The organism is Nitrosomonas sp. (genome assembly GCF_020852615.1).
Lineage (GTDB): Bacteria > Pseudomonadota > Gammaproteobacteria > Burkholderiales > Nitrosomonadaceae > Nitrosomonas.
Genome location: NZ_JADZAJ010000023.1, coordinates 14304 through 26831 on the forward strand (window position 1 = coordinate 14304; position 12528 = coordinate 26831).

The 12528-nt window shown below is 52.2% G+C and carries 10 protein-coding genes; 7 read left to right on the forward strand and 3 right to left on the reverse strand.

Going from position 1 to position 12528, the window contains the following annotated elements; genetic code table 11:
* Positions 1-34: 34 nt before the first annotated feature.
* Together IT527_RS05065 and glgC are read right to left on the reverse strand one after the other, a co-directional pair.
* On the reverse strand, positions 35-1756 hold the full coding sequence (locus IT527_RS05065) for a glycoside hydrolase family 57 protein (protein WP_292967322.1): 1722 nt from the start codon (positions 1754-1756) through the stop codon (positions 35-37).
* A gap of 66 nt (positions 1757-1822) precedes the next feature.
* Positions 1823-3124 (reverse strand): glucose-1-phosphate adenylyltransferase, encoded by a 1302-nt coding sequence (gene glgC / locus IT527_RS05070; protein WP_292967559.1) that lies wholly within the window; start codon positions 3122-3124, stop codon positions 1823-1825.
* 124 nt (positions 3125-3248) lie between these two features.
* Here glgC and glgB point away from each other — a divergent pair, with 124 nt between their 5' ends.
* The 4 genes from glgB (at position 3249) to IT527_RS05090 (ending at position 9616) form a co-directional block, all read left to right on the forward strand.
* The gene (gene glgB / locus IT527_RS05075; protein WP_292967561.1) at positions 3249-5441 is read left to right on the forward strand and encodes a 1,4-alpha-glucan branching protein GlgB; all 2193 of its coding nucleotides are present in this window, start codon (positions 3249-3251) and stop codon (positions 5439-5441) included.
* A gap of 69 nt (positions 5442-5510) precedes the next feature.
* Positions 5511-8027, forward strand: a complete 2517-nt coding sequence (locus tag IT527_RS05080) for a heavy metal translocating P-type ATPase (protein ID WP_292967324.1) — start codon at positions 5511-5513, stop codon at positions 8025-8027.
* Between the two features lie 27 nt (positions 8028-8054).
* Positions 8055-8993 (forward strand): cation diffusion facilitator family transporter, encoded by a 939-nt coding sequence (locus IT527_RS05085; RefSeq protein ID WP_292967326.1) that lies wholly within the window; start codon positions 8055-8057, stop codon positions 8991-8993.
* 335 nt (positions 8994-9328) lie between these two features.
* Positions 9329-9616, forward strand: coding sequence for a helix-turn-helix domain-containing protein (locus IT527_RS05090; RefSeq protein WP_292967328.1), 288 nt, complete (start codon positions 9329-9331; stop codon positions 9614-9616).
* Between the two features lie 28 nt (positions 9617-9644).
* On the opposite strand, the gene IT527_RS05095 is transcribed toward IT527_RS05090, so the two are convergent.
* Positions 9645-10505, reverse strand: a complete 861-nt coding sequence (locus IT527_RS05095; protein ID WP_292967330.1) for a radical SAM protein — start codon at positions 10503-10505, stop codon at positions 9645-9647.
* 16 nt (positions 10506-10521) lie between these two features.
* On the opposite strand from IT527_RS05095, the gene queD reads away from it, so the two are divergent.
* From queD to IT527_RS05110, 3 genes are read left to right on the forward strand one after another with little or no spacing between them, the layout of a single operon-like run.
* Entirely contained in the window at positions 10522-11004 is a 483-nt protein-coding gene (queD, locus tag IT527_RS05100; RefSeq protein ID WP_292967332.1) for a 6-carboxytetrahydropterin synthase QueD, read from the forward strand.
* Between the two features lie 44 nt (positions 11005-11048).
* Positions 11049-11813 carry a TatD family hydrolase gene (locus IT527_RS05105; RefSeq protein ID WP_292967563.1) on the forward strand — a complete coding sequence of 255 codons (765 nt, stop codon included), beginning with the start codon at positions 11049-11051 and terminating at the stop codon, positions 11811-11813.
* Between the two features lies 1 nt (position 11814).
* Positions 11815-12474, forward strand: coding sequence for an ankyrin repeat domain-containing protein (locus IT527_RS05110; RefSeq protein WP_292967334.1), 660 nt, complete (start codon positions 11815-11817; stop codon positions 12472-12474).
* Positions 12475-12528 lie beyond the last annotated feature (54 nt).

Here is a 12528-nt window from a genome sequence, read left to right on the forward strand (position 1 = left end):
TTGTATTGCTCGTGCCGGATTTTATGTGCCGGAATCAGGAGGAAGCGTGTCGCATCGCACCGCTTTCTCCTGCAGAGATTCCTCCCCGGCTGATAGGTTCAAGGAGGGTGATCGGGTCAGGGATTTCCAGAAGATGGTAGAGGTTCACCAAGTTTTTGCGGAAAGCGAGATCAAAACGCTCTACTGAACGGGGCGCGTTGTAGTCACCAAACCACCAGAACCAGTCTGAGCTTTCACAGGAAGCAAGCTGCCGCTCTGCTGCTGCCTTTTTTTGATCCGTCAGGCGGGTGCTTTGCATGACGAGGTCGTAACTTTGTTTGGCGGCACACAATAATTCCCAGGCGAGATTTTTGTCGTGATCACCAATCCAGGTGGAAAAATTGCCATATACCCAGCTTCCTGCTGCCAGGGCTGGAAGGTGTGTTACCTCAATTTTATTGTCGTGCAACCCGGCGATATAGTCGCTGTAGGTTGTTGTACGGATATTGGGATTGGCTTCCAGCATGGCATACAGATCATTGAGAAAGTAATAGCCATTGTAGGGGTACGATTCCCAGGCATTTTCGCCATCCAGAATGACGCTGACAATCGGTGCCGGGTTGCCGGCTGTTTCGCTGTGGATACGTTCGAGCCGCTGGATAAGGTTGGCGGCGGCATCGTGCCCGTACCATTTGGCGTATTCGAACCCGATTAGGTCGGATAACTGTTCATCCCGGTAGAAGCACAGGATGCTGTTGTCCCCGGATTTAAACCGGTATGGGCGGTAAAGGTATTCGTTGCGGGCAGGTAACGGTTGATCGGGATGGGATTTACGCAGGCTGTTGGCCAGAACAGCCTCACCACTGGCGCACCATTGGCGGCCGTGTTCAATCAGGATATCAAGTAGCGGCTCTGAGACAGCTCCCTCAGCAGGCCAGATGCCGGCAGGGCTGCTGCCAAAGCGGTTGTTATGGCTGTCAATGGCGGATTGCAGGTGAGATGCTACTCGATTGCGCCCGCCCGGGTAGGCGGAATGGGCAGGCAGGGTAATTTCAGGCAGGCTGTCCCGGGCAGAGGTGAAGTCGATCAGCAGAGGCGCAAGCGGATGATAGTGTGGCGTGGTGGAAAGCTCGATCTGGCCGGATTCAGCCAGCTTGCGGTAGCGCGGGATGATGTTGCGAATAAGCTCACCGATGAGATTGAACAGCAGGATCCGGTCGCCATGGCTGAACAGTTTGCCTTGTGACATGAGATGGACGATACATTCATGTTCCCGTCGCACGCTTTCACCCATCCAGACGAGGTGATACCACACCAGCAGATCAGCCAGGTATTGGCCGGAAACATACATTAATTCCCGGTCACCTGTTTTCTGCTGGTGATCGTACAGCTCACGCAGCTGCTGATAAGGCGGGTAGGGCCTGAGCATGGTGTCATGGTTGCTCAGAAAACAGCTGTTCAGGATATGCAGACGTTCATTGGGAGAAATCTGATCCAGATCCGGTGCCGCAAGCAGGCGCAACAAGGGATCGCGAATCGTGCCGGAAGTGAACTGATCGGTGTAATCCTCCAGCTGATCCAGCAGAACAGGAACAAAATTCACCACCAGCCGGATAGCAGGGTGTTTCTCAAGATGATGCGCCATGTCGGTATAGTCTTTGATGGCGTGCAGATAAACCCACGGCAGCATGAATTCTCCGGTGTTATAGTCGCGATAGTCCGGCTGATGCATGTGCCACAGTAATACAAGGTCAAGTCTGGAAGAACGGCTGTCCATCGTAAATCAGTTTATATACAGGAAGTGGATAAGAATCAGGCCGGCTTTGCGGCCGGCTCGGGAAATTTAACGGATATAGTGAATGCGCTGTTTCAGCATTTCCGGGGTGATCAGTGTAATGCCGTCTGGCGTGACGTAAAAATGCTTTTTGTCTTCTTCAGAATTAAAACCGACCTGAAGCCCTTCGGGGATCTCGCAATCTTTTTCCACCACGACCCGCTGGAGATGAACATGCTGGCTGATAGTGACATTAGGCAGGATAACGGAGTCTTCAATCGTACTGTAGCCGCGCACCTGTACATCGGAGAATAACAGGGAGCGGCGTACCGTTGCGCCGCTGATGATGCACCCGCCGGATACCAGTGAATCCAGCGCACGGCCGCGCCGGTTATCGTCATCAAAGACAAATTTGGCAGGGGGGAGCTGTTCCTGGTAAGTCCAGATCGGCCAGTCTTCATCGTATAAATTCAGATCAGGTGTGACGGTGGTGAGGTCAATGTTTGCTTCCCAATAGGCGTCCACTGTGCCGACATCACGCCAGTAGGGCACACCGGAAGCCATATTGACGCAACTATTCTGGAAGCGGTGAGCATATACACGGGCATTCCCTTCTACCAGGCGGGGAATGACATCTTTCCCGAAATCATGCGAGGACTGCTCCATATCGTGATCCAGGATCAGCTGCTCATACAGGAACTTTGCATTGAAGACATAAATACCCATGCTGGCCAGTGAATGACCGGGTTTTCCGGGAATCGCGGCGGGGTGACCGGGTTTTTCGGCAAAACTGGTAATACGCCAGTCATCGTCTACCGCCATAACACCGAATGCGCTGGCATCTGCAACCGGTACTTCCAGGCAGGCAATCGTCAGATCCGCCTGTTTTTCAACATGCTCGGCCAGTATCCGGCCATAGTCCATTTTGTAAATGTGATCGCCGCCAAGAATCAGTACGTAGCCGGGATTGTGTGTATGGATGATGTCAAGATTCTGAAAGACAGCGTCAGCCGTGCCCTGATACCAGGTTTCGTCTTCCGTGCGCTGCTGGGCGGGCAACAGTTCGATGAATTCCTTGAACCGGCCGTCGAGAAAACTCCAGCCGCGCTGGATATGGCGTATCAGGCTTTGTGCCTTGTACTGGGTAACGACACCGATGCGGCGAACGCCTGAATTGACACAGTTGGATAGTGTGAAATCAATAATACGAAACTTGCCGCCGAATGGAACGGCCGGTTTGGCACGCCAGTCTGTCAGATTCTTGAGGCGTGTTCCGCGACCACCAGCCAGGATCAGAGCGAGTGTGTTGCGGGTAAGTGTGCTGACAAAGCGTGGATTATCATCCATTTGAACGGCTTGCTGAACTTTCATGATCGCCTCGCTGATTTGCAGTGTTGTAAAAAACCGCATACTCTTTGTTCATCTTACTTGATCCGAATAACCATTGCCAGCCGCCACGCAAGTGATAGCGACAGGGGATAACGAGTCCATGCCAATGAAATCCCAGCCTTTCTCATCAGCCGGTTTAACGGACGATTCTGCACAGTCATTGCTGCTGGCAGCCAGGCTGCATCGTCCCTGTTCCTATCTGGGGATGCACGCTGTCCCGAATGGCAGGCTGGTCAGAGTGTTTCAGCCCCGTATGGCGCGTGTGTGGCTGCATACCCCGTCAGGTTTTCAGCCAATGCGGTGTGTACATGAAGATGGAATTTTTGAATGGATGGGCGAAGGTGTCGCACATCCTTATCTGCTGCGCATGGAGCATGCAGAAACCGGGAAGATCGAGGAGCGCCATGATCCCTATGCGTTCCCCATACAGATTTCCGGGCACGATCTGTATTTGTTTAATGAGGGTCGCCTGCTACAGGCTTACCGTATGCTGGGGGCTCAGCGGGCCAGAAATCATGGCGTTACCGGTATACGTTTTGCTGTGTGGGCACCCAATGCCGAGCGTGTCAGTGTCGTTGGAGATTTCAACCGCTGGGATGGCAGGGTATACCCCATGACGGTACATGACCAGAGTGGTGTGTGGGAATTGTTTATTCCGGATTTGCCCGAGGGGGCGGTGTACAAATATGAAATCCGGAACCGGATCAGTGGTGAGATAGTGCTCAAGACAGATCCTTATGCAACCCGGTATGAGCTGCGCCCCAATAATGCGTCATTGATTCCTTCCGAACAGAAATACAGCTGGAATGATGCTGACTGGATGGCTCGGCGTGAGAATTGGGACTGGCTGCACGCTCCCCTTAATATTTATGAGCTGCACGCGGGTTCATGGAAACGTCATCCGGATGGCAGATTCTATTCTTATTATGAACTTGCCGATCATTTGCTTCCTTATCTGCGGGAGATGGGATATTCCCATGTTGAGCTGCTGCCGGTATCCGAGCACCCGCTGGATGAATCGTGGGGGTATCAGGCAACCGGCTATTTCGCAGCAACCAGTCGTTATGGCAGTCCGGAAGCTTTCATGAGCTTTGTGGACAGATGTCATCAGGCCGGAATCGGTGTGATTCTCGACTGGGTTCCGGCGCATTTCCCGCAGGACAGTTTTTCGCTGGCGCGGTTTGACGGCACGGCTTTATATGAACACGAGGATCCGCGCCTGGGTTACCACCATGACTGGGGAACGTATATCTTCAATTACGGGCGCAATGAGGTGAAATCCTTTCTGCTTTCCAGTGCACATTTCTGGCTGTCCGTTTTTCATATTGACGGGTTGCGTGTGGACGCGGTGGCTTCCATGCTTTACCTTGATTATTCGCGCAAGGAAGGGGAGTGGTTACCCAACCGTTTTGGCGGACGGGAAAATCTTGATGCCATTGATTTCCTGCGTGAGCTGAACATGATGGTGCATGGTGAATTTCCTGGTGCACTAACCATTGCTGAGGAATCCACTTCCTGGCCGGCGGTGTCGCGCCCGGTTTATCTGGGCGGGCTGGGTTTTTCCATGAAATGGAACATGGGGTGGATGAACGATACGCTGCGTTACATGCAGCTGGATCCGGTGCATCGACGCTATCACCACAATGAACTGACATTCAACCAGCTCTATGCCTATAGTGAAAACTTCGTGCTGCCACTGTCGCATGATGAAGTGGTGCATGGCAAAAAATCCCTGCTGGACAAAATGCCAGGTGACGGCTGGCAGAAATTTGCCGGTTTGCGCCTGCTGTTTACTTATCAGATGACCTGCCCGGGCAAGAAAATCAATTTCATGGGTAATGAATTTGCTCAGGGGCGCGAATGGCGGGTAAATCATGAGCTTGACTGGTACCTGCTGGAACGTGAACCGCATCGTGGCATTCAGGCATTGATGCGGGATCTGAATCATCTCTACCTGAATACACCGGCGCTGCACGAACAGGATTTTTTTGCGGAAGGATTTTCCTGGCTGGATTGTCACGACGCAGAACAATCCGTTATCAGCTATCAGCGACGTGCCAGAGACGGATCATGCATGCTGGTGATCCTGAATTTTACCCCGGTGCCACGCAGCGGTTACCGGATGGGTGTACCGGAATCGAAATCCTACCGTGAGGTATTTAACAGTGATTCAGCCTACTACGGTGGCAGCAATACCGGTAATTCCGGGGATTGTATTCCAACCGGGCAGCCGTGGTCCGGCCAGGCGGATTCCATCATTGTTACCCTGCCACCGCTGGCCGGTATTATTCTGGTTTGATGGCAGATTCCTTCTGTATATAAAGGAAGGGATTGATTCAAATGAAAATTATTCTCTGGAAAGCAGAAGATGAATACATCAAACAACACTGACGTTTGTGCAACAGATACGACTATCAGTCTGCCTGTTGAGGGTATGACGTGTGCGAGCTGTGTGGGTCGGGTGGAGGCGGCGCTGGCTAAAGTCGAAGGGGTGAGTGGCGTGTCGGTTAATCTGGCGACTGAACGTGCGGATATCCGTATGACTGGTCCGGTGGATCGCCTGGCGCTGGTTAAGGCAATCGAGAACGTGGGGTTCGATGTACCTGCAGCTACCGTTGAGCTGGCCGTGGAAGGTATGACCTGTGCTTCGTGTGTGGCACGGCTTGAACGTGCACTCAAGGCGATACCCGGTGTCACGGATGCGACAGTGAATCTGGCTGCAGAACGTGCCACGGTACTGGGTGTGGCCGGTACCGATGTATTGGTCAGTGCTGTTGAGAATGCAGGTTTTGAAGCCCGGGTGATTGATACGGTAGCGCAGGCTGATGATAGTTTTTCCGTGAAGAAGGATGCCGAGCGTGCTGAGCTCAAGCGTGATCTGATCATTGCCTGTGTGCTGGTATTGCCTGTTTTTGTGATTGAAATGGGTTCACACCTGATCCCGGGTATGCATGAATGGGTGATGACCACTGTCGGTATGCGGCAGAGCTGGTATCTGCAATGCGTATTGACTGCACTGGTACTGATTTTTCCGGGGCGGCGTTTTTATACAAAAGGTTTCCCGGCATTGCTGCATCTGGCACCGGATATGAATTCACTGGTGGCGGTCGGTACGCTCGCCGCATTCAGCTATTCGGTGGTTGCCACCTTCGCGCCCGGGCTGTTGCCTGCCGGTACGGTAAACGTTTATTACGAAGCGGCGGCTGTTATCGTCGCGCTGATCCTGCTGGGCCGCTTCCTTGAAGCACGTGCCAGGGGGCGAACTTCAGAGGCGGTCAAACGGTTAATTCATTTGCAGGCCAGGGTGGCACATGTGCTGCGCGATGGCAGTATGGTTGATATCCCGGCTGGTGAAGTGGCTTTGGGTGATGTGGTTGAGGTGCGGCCGGGTGAGCGTGTGCCGGTAGATGGTGATGTGGTGGAGGGCCGCAGTTTCGTGGATGAGTCCATGATTACCGGTGAGCCTGTTCCTGTTGAAAAGACGGCTGGCAGTGAAGTGGTAGGAGGGACCGTCAATCAGCGGGGGGCATTTACGCTGCGTGCAACTGCCGTGGGCGGACAGACCATGCTGGCACAGATCATTCGTCTGGTAGAACAGGCACAGGGTTCCAAGCTGCCGATTCAGGCAATGGTGGATAAAGTAACGCTGTGGTTTGTGCCGGCCGTTATGCTGGCAGCGGTGATCACTTTCGCCGTCTGGCTGATATTCGGCCCGGCACCGGCACTGACATTTGCGCTGGTCAATGCGGTGGCGGTACTCATTATTGCCTGCCCTTGTGCGATGGGCCTGGCTACGCCGACTTCCATCATGGTGGGTATTGGTCGTGGTGCCGAGATGGGTATCCTGTTTCGCAAGGGTGAAGCGTTGCAACTGCTCAGGGATGCCCGGGTGGTGGCAGTGGATAAAACCGGAACCCTGACTGAAGGTCGTCCGGTGCTTACTGATTTTGAAGTTGCTGCCGGGTTTGATCGAAATCAGGTACTGGCACAGATTGCAGCAGTGGAATCGCGCTCGGAACATCCGATTGCCCGTGCCATTGTCGATGCAGCCGTGCGGGAGGGGATTGCGTTACCGGCACTGGATGAATTTGAATCCATTACCGGTATGGGTGTGCACGCTACTGTAGAGGGCGTCAGTGTGGAGATTGGTGCTGATCGCTATCTGCGTGAACTGGGAATGGATATCGAAGCTTTTTCCAGCGTAGCCGATCGGCTGGGGAATGAGGGTAAATCACCGTTATATGCAGCGATTGGCGGCCATCCGGCAGCTGTTATGGCGGTGGCGGATCCGATCAAATCCAGCACACCGGCGGCGATTGCGGCACTGCATCAGTTGGGTCTCAAGGTGGCAATGATTACCGGTGACAACATACGTACTGCACAGGCGATTGCCAGACAGCTGGGTATCGACGAAGTGGTGGCCGAGGTGCTGCCGGAAGGCAAAATTGAAGCAGTGCGCCGCCTGAAGGAAGCTTACGGGCAGATTGCTTTCGTTGGTGATGGTATTAACGATGCACCGGCTTTGGCTGAGGCGGATGTGGGGCTGGCGATCGGGACTGGTACTGATGTGGCGGTGGAATCTGCCGATGTGGTGCTGATGTCCGGTAACCTGCAGGGGGTGCCAAATGCCATAGCGTTATCAAAAGCAACCATCACCAACATCCGCCAGAATCTGTTCTGGGCATTCACCTATAATTCAGCGCTGATTCCATTGGCGGCAGGTGCATTGTACCCGGCCTGGGGTTTGCTCCTGTCACCGGTTTTCGCAGCAGGCGCCATGGCGATGTCGAGCGTGTTCGTGCTTGGCAATGCCTTGCGCTTGCGCCGGTTTCAGCCGTTTCTGCCGGTTGCTGCTTCTGATACTGTTTCCGATGCTGCTTATTGAACAAGAGCAGAAATTAAAGGGCAGCTCATGTCCACTCCACAGCCTCACCAGAACCATACTCATACCGGGGTCGGTCATGAGGACCACAATCATAAACTGGTTCTTACAGAAGATAACGAGCGCCGCATTCGCTTCGTTTTTTTTCTTACCGCCAGTTATGCGCTGATACAGGTAATTGGCGGATGGCTATCCGGATCATTGGCGCTGATTGCTGATTCGGGGCACATGGCTTCTGATGCTGCCGCACTCTTGCTGGCACTGATTGCTTACCGGATGGGTAAACGGCCGGCTGATGGTACGAGAACTTACGGGTTTCATCGTATTCGTGTGCTGGCTGCACTGGCAAACGGTGTAATGCTGCTGTTACTGGTAGTCTGGATTATCCGGGAGGCTATTGATCGGATCCACACGCCGGCAGAAATCCTGGCCGGACCCATGCTGATAGTGGCTGTGGCTGGTCTTGTTGTGAATCTCGCCGGAGCCTGGATTTTATGGTCCGGTAACCGGGGGGATAGTAATCTGCGTGGTGCTTTGCTGCATGTGATCGGGGATCTGTTCGGGTCAGCAGGTGCTATTGCGGCCGCAGTTGGCATTATGTTCACCGGCTGGATGATTCTTGATCCGATTCTGTCGGTGCTGGTCGCTTTGCTGATTGTCCGCTCGGCCTGGGAGCTGGTTAAAGATTCAATACATGTACTGCTGCAGGCTGTGCCCAGAGGAGTAGATGCCCGGGCAGTGGAGAGCGGCCTGGCACAGTTGCCGGAAATCGGGGAAGCCGGGCATTTTCATGCCTGGGTTCTGACAGATGAATCGATTGTGGCAACGGTTCATGTCAGCCCTGCGCGTGGTGTTGACCCGTTATCTCTGCCTTCGCTGGTATCATCCTGGCTGAAAGAGCGTTATGCGATAGATCACGTTACCGTGCAGATTGATCCGCCCGGGCAACTGGATCGCGAACATCGCTGATTCTGTCTGAAATTTTTTTCCTCAAAATGATGAATTCAGTTTCATCGAACTTCTCCGCACTTATTCCACTCTCATAACAGGTTGTATTCATCGGTTTGGTGTTGTTCTGTTCTCAGGCTGATTCTTTCCGAGACGTTAGTTCAGTACCGGCAGTTTTTATCTCTGTGTAACAAATATCCCGGCTGGTGTTTATGCCTGAAAGATAAAAAAGCAGGTGGAAAATACCCTTAATGAATGAATTCCCAAGCTTAAGTTGAATCATTTTATGACGATAACAAAAATATAACATTGTATTGATGTTATCTCAAATTATTGATATTAAACAAAAAATGGATATGAAACTTTTTAAGGATATACCTAATCCACGGGAAATTCGTCAGAGGCTTGGATTAAATCAGCAGGAATTCTGGAGCAAGGTCGGCGTTACTCAGAGTGGAGGTTCGCGCTATGAAAGTGGACGGGAAATGCCGAAATCGGTTAGGGAATTATTGAGACTGGTTCATATTGAACACGTCGATTTATCCAAGATAAAACGGGATGACCTTATCATCGCGGCGATGTTGAAGGCGCAATATCCTGATCTGTATAAGAATCTCAAAAAATCAGCCAAACAGATAAAGTAAACCGGCTGTTTCCCTGATTTTATTGAATTCAAGTGGTGGTTTTTACAGAGATTCCAAGCGCTCTGATTCTGTCGGCAAAAGCTTCCATCCAGTCTGGATCTGCCTTTGAAAGGTCGGGAGCTTCGGGTTGCAGTGCAGAGCGCGCCAGGGTGTAAAGCAGTACTCCCTGGATATGAGTTCCTTCTTGCAGGAGGGTACGGATAAAGCTGATATAGGCATCGGTTTCACTGGCGTCGGGATGCCTTTCATTCAGTTTGAATACACAGGTCTGAAGCCAGGTCGGGCAAAGAAATGCGGCTGTTTTCAGGTTTTTGTGCATACGTTGCAGACTTGCCTGCGTGTTATTGATACGCAGCCGCCCGGCCTGTGTCACGCTATCAAGCTTGAACCAGATTTCTCCATTGAGCCTGGTCATCAGGCGTAATCCTTTTTGCACAGACAGCCGGTTAATCAGGCTCCCGTTAGTGATTAGCACCAGCTTGAGTGCTTTCGGCAGGGGGAAATCAGCTTTTACTTTACCGATGATTTCAACAACCTGTTCGAATTCACGGGCACTGGTCGGCTCGCCATTGCCGGATAAGGCGATATCCCTGATCACTCTGGCTTCAGGCGGGGTTTTTTCCTGCATGAAGTTTCCATATACCAGCTCATGCAGAAAATCCCGCAGCTCCTGTTCCAGTTTGACCAGATCAATAACAGGTGCAGTCCCGCGCTTAAGATCAGGCACCTGGCAGTAAATGCAGCGCCAGTTACATGCATTGTTGGGGTTGAGATTAATTCCGATGGAAACTCCGCCGGCACGGCGAGAGATGACCGGATAAACGTAGGTCAGCCCGGCACTGTCGCGGCTGTGATCATCCTGGCTTAATCGTCCGGCAGAAGATGGCAATGTTATAATTCCCGGAATGTTGATTACACGAAAATTCGAGTTTGATGCGGGACATCGTATTTCCACACATCAGAGCCAGTGCCGCAATTTGCACGGGCATCGCTATGTGCTGGAAGTCACGATTTCGGGAGGTATTATCACCGATGCCGGGGCGCCGGAGCAAGGCATGGTCATGGATTTCTCGCGGGTCAAACATGTTATCAGAGAGGCCCTGATAGATCAGTGGGATCATGCCTTTCTGGTTTACGCCGGCGATACGCGTGTGCTGGAATTTCTGCAATCCCTGGAAGGGCATAAAACGATCGTGCTGGACGTGCAGCCTACAGCTGAAAACCTTGCCCTGATCGCTTTTGACATATTGCATCACACGTTTCTGAATGAATATACAGGCCGGCTGGCGCTGGAACATGTACGCCTGTTTGAAACACCTAACTGCTGGGCAGATGTGGATAAGACCGCTTTCAAACCCATAGCTTCCGGCAAGGTTGCAGGAAGCTGAGCAGAAACCACTTGAACCGAATCGAAACCGCCTTCAAAAATCCTATGTTTGTTGATTCCCATTGCCACCTTGATTTTCCCGATCTCGCCAGCCGCCTGGATGAATTACTGGCGAATATGCAAACCAGCCAGGTAACCCATGCCTTATGCGTTGGTGTCAATCTGGAACATTTTCCGCGCGTACGCGCACTGGCTGAGTCGCACCCGAATCTGTTTGCTTCGGTAGGCGTGCATCCCGATTATGAAGAGACGGCGGAGCCCGGGATCGAACAGCTGGTGGAGCTGGCAGATCATGCAAAGGTAATTGCACTGGGGGAAACCGGTCTGGATTATTTCCGGCTGCAGGGGGACCTCGAATGGCAGCGTGAGCGGTTTCGACGACACATTCGTGCCGCCAGGCAATGTGGTAAACCGCTGATTATCCATACCCGTGCAGCAGCAGAAGATACGCTGCGTATCATGGAAGAAGAGGGGGCAGATAAAATTGGCGGGGTGATGCACTGTTTTACCGAATCCTGGGAGATTGCGCAGCGTGCGCTCGATCTGAATTTTTATATTTCATTTTCCGGAATTGTGACTTTCAAAAATGCGGCAATCATTAAAGAAGTCGCAAGAAAAATACCGGCAGACAGGATGCTGATTGAGACAGATTCTCCTTATCTTGCGCCTGTTCCTCATCGGGGTGAGACTAATCAGCCCGCATTTGTCCGGCATGTTGCCGAGGAAATCGCCCGGTTGCGTGAAACGGATGTGGCTGAGATTGCTGCGGTAACAACCCATAACTTCTTCAACTTGTTCAAGGTGGCCTGAGATGAACAGATCTCCATGGAATCAATGGCGCATTGCGTCAGTTATTACCCTGTTTTGTACTGTTTTCCTGTGTTTGCCCGTTTATGCCGGTGCAGATGAGGATTTAATCTCAGCGGTAGAGAACAATAAGACCCATCGTATCAAGAGCCTGCTGGAGGAAGGTGCGAACCCGGATATGCGGGACCTGCACGATGAAACAGCGCTGATGCTGGCCGCTCGCAATAAAAATCCGGAAATGGGAAGGCTGCTGCTGGAGGCAGGTGCCCATCCCGACCTGCAAAACAGATATGGTGAAACAGCTGTTATGCTGGCAAGTTATTACGGGCAGCTGGATCTGGTCAAACAGCTGTATGCGAAAGGTGCAAAAATTGATCATGACGGGTGGAATCCGCTGATTTATGCTGCCAGCAGGGGGTACAGGGAAATAGTTGAGTTTCTGCTGAGTTACGGAGCGAGGATTAACGCTACAACGGATAACGGCACAACCGCCCTGATGATGGCGGCACGAGGCAATCATTACGAAACAGTTGATCTGCTGTTAAAACACGGGGCAGATGCCCGGATTCGGAATGAAGCAGACGGGACAGCGCTGGAGTGGGCTAAAAAACAGGGTCATACCGATATTGTGCAGTTGCTGTCACACAATGGTATAACAAATTAAAAATCCTCTGAAAAACTGCCTGCGTTGTCACTTTGACATGTCCCAAAAGGTTTT